Here is a 17,044-nt window from a genome sequence, read left to right as displayed (position 1 = left end):
AAGACTGGGAACCGCGCCCGGTTTCGGGCGTTTCACCCATAGGGGACAGATATGACCAAGAACGTTTTCGTCGTCGGAATGAACGAATTGAACGCAGAGCGCCTGAAGCGACTGCGCGGCGTGGAGGATGTGGAGTTCCACCCGCTTCTGACCTCTGCCGAAGTGTCGGACACGCAGATTTTCGATATCCCGGACATGCTGCGCCGGGCCGAAGAGACGCTGGATGCCTTCGACGGCTCGATCGACGCGATCGTGGGCTATATCGACTTTCCGGTGTCCACCATGCTGCCGCTCTTGTGCGAGAAATACGGTACGCGGAACGCGTCCCTGGAATCGCTTCTGAAATGCGAGCACAAGTATTGGTCGCGCAAGGTCATGGCCGAGGTGATCCCCGATCATACGCCCAACTTCACCGCTTTTGACCCGTTCGACGACGAGGCCTTGTCCAAGATCGGCGAGGCGGGTCTACGCTTTCCCTTTTTCGTGAAGCCGATCAAGTCGTCCGGCTCGCGGCTTGGCTTTCGCATCGATAGCCCCGAGGATTTCGCCTACGCGACCGAGGCCTTCCGCGCCGAGATCAACGAGATTTCCGAGCCGTTCAATTATATCCTGAACAAGGCCAACCTGCCCGAAGACGTCAAAGCGGTGGAAGGGCATTACTGCATGGCCGAGCGGGTGATCGGCGGGCGGCAATGCACCGTCGAGGGCTACGTGCATAACGGCGAGGTCGTTCCTTACGGCACGGTGGATTCGATCCGCTATCCGCAGGTTCTGAGCTTTTTCTACTATCTCTACCCGTCCACCCTGCCGCCGCGCATCCAGGAGCAGATGGCCGAGATCACCAAGACGGTGATGAAGCATATCGGTTATGACAATGCCGGGTTCAACATCGAGTATTATTGGGATGAGGTGCAGAACCAGATCTGGCTGCTGGAGATCAACACGCGCATCGCGCAGTCCCACTGTGACCTTTTCGAGATGGTCGATGGGGTCAGCCACCAGCAGGTGACAGTCGATCTTGGCTTGGGCCGCAAGCCCGACATGCCCCAGGGCGAAGGGCCGGAAACCGTCGCGGCGGAGTTCTTCTACCGGGTGTTCTTCAACGACGCGACCGTGGCCCGTGCGCCGTCGCGCGCCGAAGTGGAGGTCGCTGCCGAACAGGTAGAGGGCACGCGCATCACCTCTTACGTCAAAAAGGGCGCGAAACTGTCGGAGCTGCCGGAGCAGGACGCCTACAGCTATGCGGTGGCGTCGGTCTGGATGGGGGCGCAGAAACAGTCGAAACTGCTTTGGAATTACGAGCAGGTGATGAAGCGGCTGAATTACGAGTTCACGGACATCGAGGAGTAAGCTGGCAGCGCATCTTGCCGGCATCCCCGTGAGGGCGAGATCCCGGGTTAGGCCCGGGATCGGGCGCTTTGGTGTCATCGGCTGGACATCCGCCGGCGCGGGCGGTACGCGGGCTCGGACACCACATCGCCCCTAGATCCGAGCGTTTCTCATGATAATCGACCATCCGCTGCCGCAGACCATCCGAGAAATCGAGCATCTTGAAATCCCCATGCCGGACGGCACGCGGCTGGCGGCGCGGGTCTGGATGCCGGAGGGCGCGGACCCAGAGCCGGTGCCGGCGATTCTTGAGTTCATCCCCTATCGCAAGAACGACAAGACGCTGGAGCGAGATCACGCCCGGGCGCCGTGGATGGCGGCGCAGGGCTATGCCTATGTGCGCGTCGACTTGCGTGGCACGGGCGAGTCCGAAGGGCTGATGACGGACGAATATACCGAAGAAGAGCTGCAGGATGGCTGCGATGTGATTGCGTGGATCGCGGCGCAGGACTGGTGCGATGGCGGGGTCGGGATCGTCGGGATTTCCTGGGGCGGTTTCAATGGCTTGCAGCTTGCCGCGCTGCGACCCCCGGCGCTGAAGGCGGTGGTCACGATCTGTTCGACGGATGACCGGTATGCCGACGACATCCATTACATGGGCGGCACGCTGCTGGGTGATCACCTGTCATGGGCATCGGTGATGTTCGGGATCAATACACTGCCGCCGGACCCCGCGCATGTAGGCGACCGCTGGCGCGGGATGTGGGAAGAGCGACTGGACGGGTCGGGCCTGTGGCTGGAGAACTGGATGCAGCACCAGACTCGGGACGCTTTCTGGAAGCATGGGTCGGTCTGCGAGGATTTCTCGGATATCGAGGTGCCGGTCTATGCCGTCAGCGGCTGGGCCGACGGCTATTGCCGCGCAGTGTTCCGGCTGGTGGAAAACCTGAAGAGCCCGGTGAAGGGGCTGGTGGGGCCGTGGTCGCATCGCTACCCGCATCTGGGCGAGCCGGGTCCGGCGATCGACTGGCTGACCGAAGAGGTGCGCTGGTGGGACCAGTGGATGAAGGGGCGGGACACGAGTATCGCGGATGAGCCGAAGCTGCGTGTGTTCCTGCAGGATCACGCCCGGCCACAGACACATTATGACACGCGCGAGGGTGTCTGGATCGACGAGCCGTCATGGCCGTCGCCCAACGTGGAACGCCGCGCGTTTTCGCTGACTTCTGACGGGGGCATTGGCGTGGAGGGGCCGCAGGACGCGCTGGACATCTGCTCGCCGCTCTGGGTCGGGCGGCATGGCGGCAAGTGGTGCTCTTACGGGCATCCAGGGGACCAGCCCGGTGACCAGCGGCGCGAGGATGCGGGCAGCCTGACGTTTCAGACCGCACCCTTGCAGGAGGATTGCCACATGATAGGCGATCCGGGGCTGACATTGACGTTCAAAGTGGACAAGCCGGTGGCGCAGGTGGCGCTGCGGTTGATGGACGTGGCCCCCGACGGTGCGGCGACACGGGTGAGCTATGGCTTGCTGAACCTGACGCATCGCGAAAGCCACGAGCAGCCGGAAAATCTGGAGCCCGGGCGCCAATACACGGTGCGCGTGCCGATGAAGCATGTCGCGCAGACCTTCCGCGCGGGGCATCGTATCCGGCTGGGCGTTTCGACCAGTTATTTTCCCATTGCCTGGCCGGCGCCGGAGCCGGTGACCCTGACCATGCTGACGGGAGAGTGCGTGCTGGATCTGCCGATGCGCAAGGACGCGCCCGAGGCGGTCGATGCCTTCGGCCCGGCCCGGTCGGCCGAGTTGCTGGAGCTGGACGTTGAACGCGCGCCCGGCGCGACCTGGCGTCTGGGCGAGGACGTCGAGACCGGGCTGCTGAGCATCGAGGTGACCGACGACGAGGGCGCGGCGACGATCCTGAGCCAGGGGTATTTCCACGCGGCCGCGGCCAAGGAACGTTACACGATTCTGCCCGAAGATCCGACTTCGGCCACCGGCGAGGTGACGTGGACCCACGAGATGGCGCGCGAGGATTGGAGCGTGAAAACCGTCACCCGGACACAAATGACCTGCACCGCCTGCGATTATCTGATCACGGCGCGGCTTGAAGCGTTTCTGAACGGCGATTGCATCCGCGAGCTTGACTGGGACGTTCGGATTCCGCGCGACCACAATTGACAACGGAGTAAGGCTGGCGAGCGCGTTCATCACGCCCGAGGTTATTTTCCAGTCGATGGAATGCCCGCCGTCTTTTTCAAACGGTCGCGGGGCCAGGATGATGTCGTTCGTTTCAGGCCGACAGCACTCAAACAGAGGTGCCCCGCCTGAAGCGACTTCACACTCAAGTGTAGGTAGTCAGCAGCGGGGGTGCTGTGGCACCTTGCCGGGGCAACTATTGTCGCCGGGCAGGTGGATTCACGTTGGGTTCTGTCGGAATCCGCAGGCCAATAAGCGGACATGGACAGTAGCCTCACGCTGAGGAACAGGGCGCCATTGCGCTAAAGTCAGGTGAAACGTGTGGCAGGAAAGCGTACGCGACGGCTGAGTCGCTGGTTGGTGAGCGATACCACAAGGGAAGGAACATCATGTACGGCATGCGGCTAAGCGAAAGCATTTGTTTCAGGACGCCTAAACATATCATCGGGTGCAGTTTCGCAAGGCCTGACGGGCGTCACGTGCATGCGGGCCGCCCTCTATGCGCAAACCGGGACATCAGCTGATGCCGTCGGTTTTGCTGAACGCCGCCTGCGACGTCACCGACAGTGACGAATCCTATGCCGCCGACCTGCGCAGGGAGCTTTTCGATCTTTGGGGAAACGTGCTGAAGCGGCGCGCGCCTCATGTTGCGGAGTGGGCGCATAGCGACACCGAGCACGTCATTCCGGCGGGACCGGGCGCCGTGCCCTACCTTCAGGCGCTGAACATCTGGTTCCAGCTTTTGAGGATCGTGGAGGAAAACGCCACAATTCGGGACCGACGCCAAGTTGAGACGCAAAGCGGGGCCGAGACCGTTCCCAGCAGTTTCGCGCAAGCGCTGGCACGCGAGGATCTGACGCGGGAGCGCTTTGCAGAGATATCACAAAGCCTGTCGGTAGGACCAACCCTGACGGCGCATCCGACCGAAGCAAAGCGTGTCACGGTTCTGGAGATCCACCGCAGGATCTATCGCAATCTGGTTTCATTGGAGGCGCAACGCTGGACCAGCCGGGAACGTGCCGCGATCCTTACCGATATCGAGGGTGAGATCGACCTGCTGTGGATGACGGGCGAGTTGCGGCTGGAACGTCCCGATCTGAGCGACGAGATCGAGTGGGGGTTGCAGTTCTTTCGCGACGGGATCTTCGACGCCGTACCGCAGGTCTTCGAGCAGTTCGAGCTGGCCGCCACGAACAGGTTCGGGACGCCTGACGCCGTGTCCCCCTGCATCCGCTTTCATTCCTGGATCGGCGGTGACCGGGATGGCAACCCGAACGTCACTGCCGACAGCACCGCTCATGCGCTGAAACGGGCGCGCGACGCGGTGATGGACATGTACAAGGAACATCTGCGGATTGCGGCGGAGCGCCTGAGCATCAGCAACAGGATCGTGCCGCTGGACCCAGAGGTGCAGGGCGAGCTTGAGCGTCTGGCCTCGCTTTCACCGACGCAAGACCGCAACCCCAACGAACTGTTCCGCCAGGCGATTTCGGCGATCCTGCACCGATTGGAAACGTATCGGCATATCAGCCATTTCATTGCCGATCTGGAAATGGTCGAAAAGGCACTTGAGTCAGTCGACGCGGTGAAACTGGCGCGCCGCTACATCCGACCGATCCGTTGGCGTGTCTCGGTCTTCGGGTTCAGCATCTACACGCTCGATATTCGTCAGAACTCCACGGTGACGACGGACACGATCGCCGAAATCTGGCGAAGCCGGGACGATGGCGAGGTGCCGGAATATGGCGATTCCGCGTGGTCGAAGCGGCTTCGGGCCGAGCTGGCCGAACCGGAACTGCCCGAGCCGGACCAGAACGCGTTGTCGGATCAGGCCATTGAGCTCCTCAAGCTTCTGAGCCTGATGTCGAAGCGCCAGTATGGCCCGGACCCGGCGGCGGTCGGCCCGTTCATTTTGTCGATGACGCGCTCGTCGGACGACCTGCTGGGGGTGTTCCTGCTGGCGCGCTACGCGGGCTTCGGCGCAGAGACGCTGGAGCTCAAGGTCGTACCGCTTTTCGAGACCATCAAGGACCTGCGCGCGGGGCCGGATATCCTTGTCGACCTTCTGAAGGTGCCGCTGGCAAAACGCAGCCTGACGCGGGACGGGCCCTTGATCGAGGTCATGCTCGGCTATTCAGACAGCAACAAGGATGGCGGTTTCGTATGCTCGACCTGCGAACTGGATCAGGCGCAGCGCAAGATCACGCGGGTCTTGGCGTCGCAGGGTCTGAAGCCTGTCTTCTTTCACGGGCGCGGCGGATCGGTCAGCCGCGGCGGCGCTCCGATGGACCGCGCCATCGCGGCCCAGCCGACGGATACCGTGAACGGCAGAATGCGCCTTACGGAGCAGGGCGAGGTCGTGTCGGCCAACTATGCCAATCGTGGCACCGCGGCGGCGCATCTTGAGCTTCTGGCGTCGAGCGTTCTGAAACATACGGCGGATGCGCACGATCCGCCCCGTGCGCCGGAATTCAACGATGCGCTGGATGCGCTGTCGGGCCTGTCGCAGACCGCGTATTCCACGCTTCTGCACATGCCCGGCTTCATCGACTATTTCCAGCAGGCCAGCCCGGTGGAGGAGCTGGCCATGCTCAAGATCGGCTCGCGGCCTGCGCGCCGTTTCGGCGCGGCGTCGCTGGATGACCTGCGAGCTATTCCTTGGGTCTTTGCCTGGTCGCAGAACCGGCACCTGATCACGGGCTGGTACGGGTTTGGCTCGGCCATCGAGTCGTTTCGAAAATTCCAGGGCACCCGCGGAGAGGAGACGCTTCGCGCCATGTTCGAGAAGACCAAACTGTTCCGGCTGATCGTGGACGAGGTGGAGAAGTCGCTCTTTCAAAGCGACCTCGGCATCGCTGGGGAATACGCCTCTCTGGTCACGGATGCCGACACCCGAAAGCGTGTCACGGAGGCGGTCCGCAAGGAATACGCGCTGGCCTGCGAAGGGATCACGTTCCTGACCGGCCAGAAGACCATTGCCGAGCGTTTCCCACGCATGAGAGCCCGATTTGACAGGATACGTCCCGGTCTGGACCGGATCAATGCGCTGCAGGTGGCACTGCTGCGCGATGTGCGGTCCCGGGATGAACCGAACCGGGTTTCTATTCCGCTGCTTCAATCCATGAACTCTATATCTTCGGGGTTGGGCTGGACCGGGTAGGCCGCGGTAGGTTGGCCGATTGGTGCCGCTAACTCAACAGCCATTCCCGGAATGCCTCAGCCTGCCATTTGTCCCTGTTGACCGACAGGTGGTAGCCCTCCTGGCTGGGGATCGATGCGGAATGCGCCCGTGTGACAAGCTTGTTTTCCAAGGCATATTGCGCCAGCCACGCGTTCGCCAAGACCACGCCGTTGCCCTGCGCCGCGAGGTGGAGTGCCATGCCGTAGGTGTCGGTATAAATGGACGGGTTTGGCACGGGTTCGATCTGTCTGGACCAGGCCTGCCAACCGCTGGATGTGCCGACCGTTTCGATCAGCGGCAGGTCTGCCACATCGCCATTCAGTGTCGGCGTCTTCAGCGCGATGAGGTCGTTCGGCAGGATCGCCTCGGCCTCGGGGCCGGCCTGCTGCGCGGACCCGAACCGTATCTCGACGTCAGCGCGGGTGGAGTGGAAGTCATCTGGCCAGATCGCGCTGAGAATCCTGACCTCCGTTTGCGGGAAACGTGCTCTGAACTCCGTCAGGCGGGGCGCTATTTTCCAATGTGCGACGCTGATCGAGGACGCGATCGTGAGCAGGTTACGGGACGGGCGTGTGTCCATGCCGACCATGGCGCGCGACAAGGCTTGGAGCGGCGCGTCGACCTCGGGCAGCAGACGGCGGCCCGCATCCGTCAGGGCCAATCCCCGTGCGTGGCGGATGAAAAGTTGGACGCCGAGCCGCGATTCGAGCGATTTGACCTGCTGGCTGACCGCCGACTGGGTGAGGCCAATTTCTTCGGCTGCGGTCGTGAAGCTGAGGTTGCGCGCCGCGGCCTCGAAGGAACGCAGCCAGCTGAGGGGAGGAAGAGATTTTGCCATGCGTTCAGGTAGGTATTAGTGTTGTTAATGCCTATGGGGGTAATCCCTTCGTTTGTCAAAATTTTCTCGGATTTCTAACTTGGGGCATCGGCAAAAGGATGATGCGATGACCCCTGAGATACGGAAAATTGTGACGTTCGACGAAGAGGTGCTGATCGAAGGATACCGTACCGCCAGCACGCCGTGGCGCATGTTTGCGGTCGCGGTCGTGTTACGAAATCCGTGGGCGGGCCGCTTCGTCGAAGACCTCGGCCCGGAAATTCGCGCATACGGCCCCGCACTTGGCAAGATGATGACAGACCGGATGATCGGCCTTGCCGGCAAAGGCGCGGCGATCGAAGCCTACGGAAAGGCGGCTGTCGTCGGTCTTGACGGCGAGATCGAGCACGCCTCGGGTTTGATCCACACCCTGCGGTTCGGCAATTTTTACCGCGAGGCGGTCGAAGCCAAATCCTATCTTGCCTTCACCAACACGCGCGGTTCCGCCAATGCGCCGATCATGGTGCCGCTGATGGACAAGAACGACGCCGGACGACGCTCGCATTATCTGACCATTCAATTCGCGATCCCCGATGCGCCCCGCGATGACGAGGTTGTCGTCGTGCTGGGGGCCGCCTTGTCCGGCCGGCCCCATCACCGGATCGGGGACCGCTATCAGGATCTGAAGGATTTGGGCCATGACCTCGACAACCCTGCATCGGTCTGAGGTTATGGGTCTGTCCGTGTTGGAGGCGGGCGAGGGGAGGCCTATCGTGCTGTTGCACGGTGTTGGTCTCAACGCCTTGGCCTGGGGCGCGCAGATCGATGTCCTGAGCCGTGATCATCGAGTGATTGCGCCCGATATGCCCGGCCATGGGCAAAGTGACTGCCTGAGCGGCTCGGTTTCCATGTCCGACTACGTTACGGCCGTTCTACCGCTGATCGAGGGCCTGTCCGAGCCTACACTGATCGCGGGTCACTCTATGGGGGCGCTGACCGCGCTGGAAATCGCGAGTTGCGCACCGTCCAGCGTTTGTGCGGTTGGGGTGCTGAACGGCGTGTTCGAGCGCGCCCCGGAGGCGGCTTCGGCCGTGCAGGCACGCGCCGGGAGCCTTGATGGCGTGCAGAACCCGGGCCCGACCCCCACGCTGGAACGCTGGTTCGGCACGCAGGGCTCGCCCGCGCGGACGGCCTGTGATGCATGGCTGCGCGCGGTGGACCCCAAAGGGTACAAGATGGCCTATACGGCCTTTGCCTGCGCAGAGGGTCCGAGCCGCATGGCAATCAGCGCGCTGACTTGTCCGGCGCTTTTCGCCACGGGAGGGCGTGACCCGAATTCAACGCCGGCGATGTCGCGGGCGATGGCGGCCCTTGCCCCGGATGGCCGCGCGTTGGTCATCGAAGACGCCGCGCACATGATGCCGATGACACACGCCGAAGAGGTGACCGCCGCGCTGGCCGATCTTGCGCGGGAGGTGTGGTCATGACCTCTTTGGACAGTCTTGCTCTGCGCCGCGCCTTCGGCAGTTTCATGACCGGCGTGACGGTCGTGACCACCCGGAACGCGGCGGGGGAGCCCGTGGGGTTCGCGGCCAATTCCTTTTCGTCGGTGTCTCTCGATCCGCCGTTGTTGCTGGTGTGTCCCGGCAAGTTCCTGTCGTCCTATGACAGCTTTGCGACCTGCCTTCATTTCGCCGTGAACGTGCTTGCCGAGGGTCAGGAAGAGGTGGCGAACACCTTTGCCGGCTACAAGGGCGACCGTTTTGCGCGGGTCGCGCATCGCGAAGACGCGCTTGGCAATATCCTTGTCGATGGTGCGGTGGCGCAGTTTTCGTGCCGGACTCATGACGTGGTCGATGCCGGGGATCATGCGATCCTGATCGGTGAGGTTCAGGGTGTCAGCCATGACGCCGGGCGGGGGCTGGGCTATGCTGGTGGGCGGTTCTTCAGCTTGGGCCTGGAGCGTGCGGCGTTGGAGCCGTCGGGCAATGCGGCGCTCTTTGGCGCGATCATTGCACTGGGCGATGATGTGCTGTTGGAAGCGACAGATCGCGGGTTTCGACCGCCGCAGGTCGTTGCGGAAGATCGCGAGAATTCACGCCAGCGCTTGTGTCAGGACGTGGCGGGACGGGGACAGCCGGTGACGCTTGGGCCTGCCTATTCGGTTTTCAACGACGGCAATACGCAATGCTCGTATTTCCTCGCGACGGCAAACGGCGGCGGCACCACCGGTTTCACCCGGTGCCCGGTCGCCGAAATCCCTGATCTGAAATTCGCCTCGTCCGCGATCCGCGACATGATGATGCGATACGCGGTCGAGACGCGGACTCGCAGCTTCGGTCTTTATATCGGTGATGCGCGACGTGGGGATGTACACCAGTCACAAGAAGGGACATGAAAATGGACTTCTCGCTTTTCGTGCATATGGAACGTCTGACGGAGGACCAATCGCACAAGCAGCTGCAAGCGGAGTTGATCGAGCTGTGCAAGATGGCGGATGACGCCGGGATGCGCGCGGTCTGGACGGGCGAGCATCATGGCATGGAATTCACAATTGCCCCGAACCCCTTGATGTCGCTGGTGCATATTGCCCATCATACCAGGAACGTGAAACTAGGCACCGGGACCGTCATCGCGCCGTTCTGGCACCCGATCAAACTGGCCGGGGAGGCCGCAGCCGCTGACCTGATGACCGACGGACGCATCGAACTGGGGATCGCGCGCGGGGCCTATTCCTATGAATACGAACGGCTCATGCCCGGTCTGGACGCGTGGGAGGCCGGTCAGCGCATGCGCGAGCTGGCGCCGCTGCTTCCTCAACTATGGACCGGTGACTGCGCCCATGATGGCGTGTTCTTCAATTTTCCCGCCACGACATCCGCGCCCAAGCCAGTTCAGCCCGGCGGCCCGCCGATCTGGATTGCGGCGCGCGACCCCAATAGCCATGAATTCGGCGTGCATAACGGGTTCAACATTCAGGTGACCCCGTTATGGCAAGGGCTGGACGAGATCACCACGCTGAAGCAACGGTTCGATGCGGCCTGCGACAGCCACGATGGCCCGCGCCCCAAGATCATGCTTCTGCATCATACCTATGTCGGATCCGACGCGGAGGATGTGGCGCTGGCGGCGCGCGAGTTGTCGCGGTTCTACTGCTATTTCGGCGCCTGGTTTCAAAACAAGCGCCCAGTGGAAAAGGGCTTGCTTGCGCCTCTGACAGAGGAAGAGATGGCAGGCAACAGGTTGATGAGCGCCGAGAATATGGCGCGTGACCTGACCATTGGAACGGCTGATGATGTGATCGAAAAGATCAGGAAATACGAAGAACTCGGGTATGATGAGTACTCGTTTTGGATAGACAGCGGTATGAGTTTCGAACGCAAGCGGGCCTCGCTCGAGCGGTTCATCGAAGACGTCATGCCGGCTTTCAGGTGAGGTGCAAAATGCCAAGCAAACCACATTTCCAGCTATTCATTGACGGTGCTTGGGCCGACGGGGAGGAGGGCCAGAGAATGGCATCGCAGAACCCCGCCACCGGGCAGGACTGGGCCACGTTTGCCTGTGCGTCTGCCGCGGATGTCGACCGTGCCGTTTTGGCCGCGCGCCGGGCGCTCGACGATCCGGAATGGCGCGACATGACCCAGACTCAGCGGGGCAAGCTGCTTTACCGGTTGGCGGACCTGATCGAAGAACACGCTCCGGAACTGGGACGGATCGAGACCACCGATAGCGGCAAGCTGCTTGCCGAAACCGCGAGCCAGTCTGCTTATGTCGGAGACTATTACCGGTATTACGCAGGATTGGCGGACAAGATCGAAGGGGCGGTCCTGCCGATCGACAAGCCCGATATGCATGTTTACACCCGTCGCGAGCCGATTGGTGTCGTCGCGGCGATCGTGCCGTGGAATGCGCAGATGTTCCTGACGGCGACCAAGCTTGGCCCAGCGCTTGCCGCTGGTTGCACCGTCGTCCTGAAGGCATCCGAGATCGCGCCTGCGCCGATGCTCGAGTTTGCGCGCCTGATTGAAAAGGCAGGTTTTCCCAAGGGGGTCGTCTCGATCATTGCCGGGGATGCCCAGAATTGCGCCATTCCGCTGACGCGCCATCCGGACGTGGACCGCATCGCTTTCACAGGCGGGCCGGACACGGCGCGGCATGTCGTGCGCAACTCGGCCGAAAATTTCGCCGTCACCACGCTGGAGCTTGGGGGGAAATCACCCATCATCGTGTTCGAGGACGCCGACCTGGAAGGGGCGGCCAATGGCCTGATCGCAGGCAACTTCGGGGCTTCGGGCCAAAGCTGCGTGGCGGGAACACGCGGGCTGGTGCACCGGTCGATCCTCGATGATCTGGCCGCAAGGATCGAGGACACGGTCAAGGGCGTCGTCGTCGGCGATCCGCTGGATCCCCATACGCAGATCGGCCCGCTTTGCACTGGCGAGCAGATACGGAAGATCGAGGCAACGCTTGCCGCTGCGGTCGCGGGCGGCGCAAAGATCCGATTTGGCGGTACACCGCAAGACCGTGCGGGAAATTACATGGCGCCGACCCTGGTCGAGTGTGTCGACGCCGATACGGAAACCCTGAAGGTCGAGATGTTCGGCCCTGTCATGTCGCTTTTGCCCTTCGATACCGAGGAAGAGGCCATCGCCCTGGCCAACAGCACGCCTTACGGTCTTGGTTCCGGGGTGTTCACGGAAAACCTGTCACGGGCGCATCGCGTGTCGTCTCGCCTGCGGGCCGGAATCTGCTGGGTGAACACGTATCGCGCTGTGTCGCCCATCGCGCCATTCGGAGGCTTCAACCAGTCGGGGTACGGGCGCGAAGCCGGGCTGGAAGCGGTTCGCGACTATACCTGCACAAAGACCGTCTGGATCAATACATCGGACCGTCCGATGGCCAATCCTTTCGTGATGCGGTGATGCATTTGTTGTGCCTCATCGGCGCTGTAAGCGTGTGTGACGGGGGACGGTGTTCGCGGTTCTGATCGCGCAAGTTTTTTTGCTGGGCGGTTTATTTCGACGTTTCGGACCTTGTAGCGGAACAGAAGGTAATTCCGGGCAGTTATGTGTCCTGATGACCTGTGGATTTGCAGTCCCGGTACCGGAAACGACCAAAGAAACGCGAAAGCCTGCATGTCTTATGTAGTTATCTTCAATACCGAGTCCGGGAAAGGCGACGACAACCCCGGCGCAGATACGCTCGAACGCTTGTTCGATGCGCGTGGCGTGTCTGTGACCATCGTGCCCGTGAAAGGCGGCGACGATATCGCGGCGAAGGTAGCGAGAGCGATCAAAGCCCCCGGGGTCGAATGCGTTGTCGCGGCGGGCGGGGACGGCACCATCTGTGCGGTTGCGGGGGCGCTGTCCAAAAGCGGGGTCGATCTTGGTGTTCTTCCGTTCGGCACGTTCAATTATTTCGCGCGGCGTTTCGGTATCCCCGAGGATATCGAAGAGGCAGTCGACGCGATCTGCGCCGGGCGCAAGGTGTTGATCGACCTTGGATGCGTAAACGGACAGGTTTTCATCAACAACGCGAGCATCGGGCTTTATCCCGCTATCCTGAAGCAGCGCGAAAGCATTTATCAGCGCTGGGGACGGTCGCGGCTGGCGGCCTACTGGTCGGTCATTGTGGCGATGGTGACCGTCTACAGCCCGCTGACAATGCGCATCGAGGTCGATGGGCAGCTGCAAAGCGCGAAGGCCCCCACGATGTTTGTCGGCATGAGCGCGTATCAGCTGGATGAATTCGAGATTGAAGGCGCGGATGCGGTCAGGAACGGCAAGTTCGCGATATTGCTTGCGCCGGATGTAGGCCGCTTCATGTTGATCTGGAAAGCGTTTCTGGTCGCGTTGCGTGACGTGCGCAAAGGCCGGGACTTCACCTTGCTGACCGGCGAACGCGCAACCGTCGAGACCAGGCGGTCTGCGCGGGATGTCGCCTTGGATGGAGAGCGTCGTCGCATGAAAGGTCCATTCGAGTTCAGCATCCTGAAGAACGCCATTTGCGTCCGTCTGCCCGATGCGACCAGCCAAGCAGCCGCGGCGGAATGATCCGGCTGGTGCAGATCAGCGACCTGCATTTCGGCAGGGAGGACCCCGACCTCCTGGACCCGCTCAGGACCGCAATACAAGGCGCGGCACCGGATCTGGTTATCATGGCCGGTGACTTTGTCCAGCGCGCGCGTGCTTCTCAGTTCCGACCCGCCGCCGACTTCATGAATTCGCTGGGTCAGCCGTGGCTGGGTGTGCCCGGCAATCACGATATTCCGCTTTATAATCTGCTTTTGAGGGCTTTGGACCCGTTTCGACGCTACAAGTGCTGGATTTGTCCAGAGCTTGAACCGTGCGTCGATCTGGGCGACGTCAAGGTCGTGGGTCTGAACACGACTGACCCGTGGGCACACCAGCGGGGACGCGTGGGAGAGAATGATGTTCACAGAGTGGGAGAGGCAATCTCCTCGAATCAAGGCGGTCTGACCATCATCGCCGCACATCATCCGTTTCACCATACCGCCGATGTGGAAAAGGATCTGATGATCGGTGCCTCGGAGGCGCTGGAGCACTGGGCCCAATGCGGGCCTCACGTCATCATGTCGGGGCATCTTCACCAGTGGTTGGTTGAACCTTTCGTGCGTCGAAAGGGCGCGAACATGACCTTGCAGTTGCACTGTGGCACCGGTCTGTCCACGCGGCGACGCGGCCATCCGAATGATTTCGCTGTACTGGATTGCACCGCCGAAGACGTCACCGTGACGCGGATGGTGGCCGAAGACGGCACCTTTCACGACTCCGGACGCACCCGGTACACGCTCGGCGAGCACGGCTGGGAAAGACGGGGCGCGCAAATAGAGCGATGATCGACGCGAGTGTCCTTGCAATCGTGCTTGAAGCGTTTTGCGATAAATCTGAACAACAGCTTATCGCGAGACACTTTAGTCGGCGGATTTGGGTTTGAAGGACGCTGCGGACTGATTGAACAGGATTGTGTTGTTGTCGACCCGGTGTCGGCCGCTATTTTGCTTGGACTTGTGCAGGTCGATGGCGCGTTGCACAGCCGGCCTTTCCTTGATCCGTGCACGCCAGTCGGCCACGCGCGGGAAATTGTCGAGCGAGGCTCCGAGCGGTTTGGCGATGAAGGCCCACGGGAATGCCAGCATGTCGGCGATGGAATAGTCGTCGAGGATGTAGTCTCGTGTTTCCAGCCGAGCCTCGAGCACGCCGAGGTTGCGGTCGTATTCGCCTAAGTACCGCTTGAAGCCGTAGTCGCGTTGGTCTCGCGGAGCGTAATTTCGGAAATGGCTGAGCTGTCCGCCCATCGGGCCCTGGTTGCCGACCTGCCAGAAAAGCCACTCCAGCAGTTCCTTACGGCGTCTGCGATGATTTTCCGGCGGGGCGAATTGGCGCGTCTTGTCCGCGAGATAAAGCAGGATCGCGCCGGATTCGAAAATGGATACGGGGGTGTCGCCCCAATCATCTGCGGGTGCGTGGTCGACGATAGCCGGCATCTTCGCGTTGGGGCTGATCTTCAGAAATTCTCGGGTGAACTGATCGCCCTCGCTAAGACGCATCAGGATCGGACGGTAGGCAAGACCCGTCTCCTCCAGCATGATCGCGGCTTTCCACCCGTTGGGTGTGGGGGCGTAGTAAAGATCAATCATTCTTCGCTGTCCTGTGTATCCGTCGCGACGCCGGTCGCGATCATCTCGTCGATCTCGGCCGCGTCAAAGCCCGCCGCTGTCAGCACCGCGCGCGTGTCTTCGCCCAGCCGCCGGGCAGGCGACGAAGTGTCAGTGGGAGTGGCTGAAAACCGCGCGGGTGATCTGGCCTGCCGCAGAGTGCCGGCCTGAGGATGGTATTGTTCCAGGACAATGCCGTTGGCGACGACTTGCGGGTGCGCGTAGACTTCGGCGCGTGTCAGGACCGGCGCGCAGGGTACGTCTTCGGCACTTAGCCGCTGCATCCAGCTCTCTGTCGTGTCCTGCAACAAAGCCTCCTGCGTTAGTTCAAGACGGGCAGGTTTGTTTTCTTCCCGCGCGGCAACGGTTGCGAAACGCGGATCGTCCAGCCAGTCCGGCCGGTCAACGGCGGCGGCCAGCCCCGCCCAGGTACTGTCCGTATGAGCCGAGACGGCCATCCAGCCATCGGCGGTCTGGTAGATAAGCTCGACGAAGGTTTGTGCGTTGCCACTCTGGTCCGGCTCCACCTCGTCGCCGACAAACGTGTAGCCCGCCATGTCCGAACTCCACAGGAAGGCGAGAACCGTATCCAGCATGGAGATCTGTACGTGGCTGCCTTGGCCGGTGCGGCTGCGGGCGAGCAGGGCCGCGGTGATGCTTTGGGCCGCCTGAACTGCGGTCAGTTTGTCGGGCAGAATGGTGCGCACAAGCCGGGGTCTCGCGGCATCCGCGCCGCCTTGTACGCTCGCCAGTCCGGAAAGTGCCTGTATGAGCGGGTCGTAGACAGGTTTGCCGGCCCAGTCGCCTTCGAAACCGAACCCCGCGATGGAGGTGTATATGATGTTGGGGCGTACTGCACGCACGGCCGCCTCGCCAAGGCCGATCCGCTCGGCCACGCCGGGTCTGAAGTTTTGAACGAAGACGTCCGCCGTTTCGCAAAGCCTCAGCGCGGCGTCAACGCCGCGCTTGTCCTTGAGGTTCAGCGTTACCGATTTCTTGCCTCGGTTGTTGTTCAGGAAAGAGGCCGAAAATCCACCGCGCCGACCGGTGACCTGGCGGCTGTGGTCGCCGCCTCGGGGATGCTCTATCTTGATCACGTCGGCGCCCTGATCCGCGAGGGTCATGGTGGCCAGCGGGCCAGAGATCATTGTCGTCAGGTCGATCACGCGAAACCCTTTGAGCGGTCCTGGCATATGGTAGGACTCCGTTCTTGTTTGCAAAGCACTGGACCCGTCACGATTTGGTGCTGCCCCTGGTTCTCATTTACACGGCTTGCGGCCCGAAGGCCAAGTGGCTTCGCCCACCCGTGCTTTGAGGACGAAAGCGAGGCTTGATTCCGGCACGTGCTGAAATTCAGCTGAAGGAGGCGCGGAGACGGGCCCTCTCGCTTTTGGAAAGCGCCGAGCAGGCCGACAGCGGCTTCTGGTTGCTGACACCGTCAAACCCGGAAAGATAAGTTTCCACAATCGCACGATCGAAGCCTACCGATTCATCTGCTGCGTGCTGACCGGGGAGGTCGCAGGATGATACGTCACCGCTACTACAACCGTCGGTGCGTAGACCTAGACCATCTCCGGATCGACTGGCAGAGAGACAACAAGCACGACGACTGGGCGCACTGGACGTTTGGGATGGACGGACCCGGACTTCCTCTAACGGCCAAGCGGGAATGCCTCCGCCGGAACCACTCAGCCGCTCACCCGCGGCATCCGGCGGGGCACTGTCCGGGGCACTTCGACACCAGGACGGCGTTGCCGGGTCAGCGGGGAAAGGATCAAAGAGAATTGGCTGGGGTGGTAGGAGACCTTCAAAGCCGAAGATTTGAACCTCTTTCTCCGC

General features: G+C 61.8%; 13 protein-coding genes. 10 read left to right on the top strand and 3 right to left on the bottom strand.

The window, feature by feature from the left end:
• Positions 1 to 51: 51 nt before the first annotated feature.
• The 3 genes from FIU86_RS13760 to FIU86_RS13750 all read left to right on the top strand — a co-directional run bounded on the left by FIU86_RS13760 (position 52) and on the right by FIU86_RS13750 (position 6,689).
• Positions 52 to 1,350 carry an acetyl-CoA carboxylase biotin carboxylase subunit family protein gene (locus FIU86_RS13760; RefSeq protein WP_152475599.1) on the top strand — a complete coding sequence of 433 codons (1,299 nt, stop codon included), beginning with the start codon at positions 52 to 54 and terminating at the stop codon, positions 1,348 to 1,350.
• A 151-nt stretch (positions 1,351 to 1,501) separates the two neighbouring features.
• A complete protein-coding gene (locus FIU86_RS13755; RefSeq protein WP_172977508.1) occupies positions 1,502 to 3,511 on the top strand; it encodes a CocE/NonD family hydrolase in 2,010 nt (669 codons plus the stop codon).
• A gap of 541 nt (positions 3,512 to 4,052) precedes the next feature.
• On the top strand, positions 4,053 to 6,689 hold the full coding sequence (locus FIU86_RS13750) for a phosphoenolpyruvate carboxylase (RefSeq protein ID WP_152475598.1): 2,637 nt from the start codon (positions 4,053 to 4,055) through the stop codon (positions 6,687 to 6,689).
• A gap of 28 nt (positions 6,690 to 6,717) precedes the next feature.
• Here FIU86_RS13750 and FIU86_RS13745 read toward each other — a convergent pair whose 3' ends face one another.
• Positions 6,718 to 7,548 carry a LysR family transcriptional regulator gene (locus FIU86_RS13745; protein WP_152475597.1) on the bottom strand — a complete coding sequence of 277 codons (831 nt, stop codon included), beginning with the start codon at positions 7,546 to 7,548 and terminating at the stop codon, positions 6,718 to 6,720.
• Positions 7,549 to 7,654: 106 nt separating this feature from the next.
• On the opposite strand from FIU86_RS13745, the gene FIU86_RS13740 reads away from it, so the two are divergent.
• From FIU86_RS13740 to FIU86_RS13710, 7 genes are all read left to right on the top strand, one after another.
• The gene (locus tag FIU86_RS13740; protein ID WP_152475596.1) at positions 7,655 to 8,254 is read left to right on the top strand and encodes an amino acid synthesis family protein; all 600 of its coding nucleotides are present in this window, start codon (positions 7,655 to 7,657) and stop codon (positions 8,252 to 8,254) included.
• Complete coding sequence (locus FIU86_RS13735) at positions 8,226 to 9,014, top strand: alpha/beta fold hydrolase (protein ID WP_152475595.1); 789 nt, start codon at positions 8,226 to 8,228, stop codon at positions 9,012 to 9,014. Before FIU86_RS13740 ends, FIU86_RS13735 begins: the two co-directional genes overlap by 29 nt.
• Complete coding sequence (locus FIU86_RS13730; RefSeq protein ID WP_152475594.1) at positions 9,011 to 9,925, top strand: flavin reductase family protein; 915 nt, start codon at positions 9,011 to 9,013, stop codon at positions 9,923 to 9,925. Before FIU86_RS13735 ends, FIU86_RS13730 begins: the two co-directional genes overlap by 4 nt.
• 2 nt (positions 9,926 to 9,927) lie before the next feature.
• Entirely contained in the window at positions 9,928 to 10,962 is a 1,035-nt protein-coding gene (locus FIU86_RS13725; protein WP_152475593.1) for an LLM class flavin-dependent oxidoreductase, read from the top strand.
• Between the two features lie 8 nt (positions 10,963 to 10,970).
• A complete protein-coding gene (locus FIU86_RS13720; protein ID WP_152475592.1) occupies positions 10,971 to 12,449 on the top strand; it encodes an aldehyde dehydrogenase in 1,479 nt (492 codons plus the stop codon).
• A 213-nt stretch (positions 12,450 to 12,662) separates the two neighbouring features.
• A complete protein-coding gene (locus FIU86_RS13715) occupies positions 12,663 to 13,580 on the top strand; it encodes a diacylglycerol kinase family protein (protein WP_172977507.1) in 918 nt (305 codons plus the stop codon).
• Positions 13,577 to 14,386 (top strand): metallophosphoesterase, encoded by an 810-nt coding sequence (locus FIU86_RS13710; protein ID WP_152475590.1) that lies wholly within the window; start codon positions 13,577 to 13,579, stop codon positions 14,384 to 14,386. Before FIU86_RS13715 ends, FIU86_RS13710 begins: the two co-directional genes overlap by 4 nt.
• 75 nt (positions 14,387 to 14,461) lie before the next feature.
• Here FIU86_RS13710 and FIU86_RS13705 read toward each other — a convergent pair whose 3' ends face one another.
• Both FIU86_RS13705 and FIU86_RS13700 read right to left on the bottom strand, forming a co-directional pair.
• Positions 14,462 to 15,187 carry a glutathione S-transferase N-terminal domain-containing protein gene (locus FIU86_RS13705; protein WP_152475589.1) on the bottom strand — a complete coding sequence of 242 codons (726 nt, stop codon included), beginning with the start codon at positions 15,185 to 15,187 and terminating at the stop codon, positions 14,462 to 14,464.
• Positions 15,184 to 16,398 carry a CaiB/BaiF CoA-transferase family protein gene (locus FIU86_RS13700; RefSeq protein WP_152475588.1) on the bottom strand — a complete coding sequence of 405 codons (1,215 nt, stop codon included), beginning with the start codon at positions 16,396 to 16,398 and terminating at the stop codon, positions 15,184 to 15,186. The genes FIU86_RS13705 and FIU86_RS13700 overlap by 4 nt, the downstream gene beginning before the upstream one ends.
• Between the last annotated feature and the right edge of the window lie 646 nt (positions 16,399 to 17,044).

Source organism: Roseovarius sp. THAF9, from assembly GCF_009363715.1.
Taxonomy (GTDB): Bacteria; Pseudomonadota; Alphaproteobacteria; order Rhodobacterales; family Rhodobacteraceae; genus Roseovarius.
The sequence above is the reverse complement of the archived record's forward strand: the minus strand, read 5'-3'. Positions and strand labels throughout refer to the sequence as shown.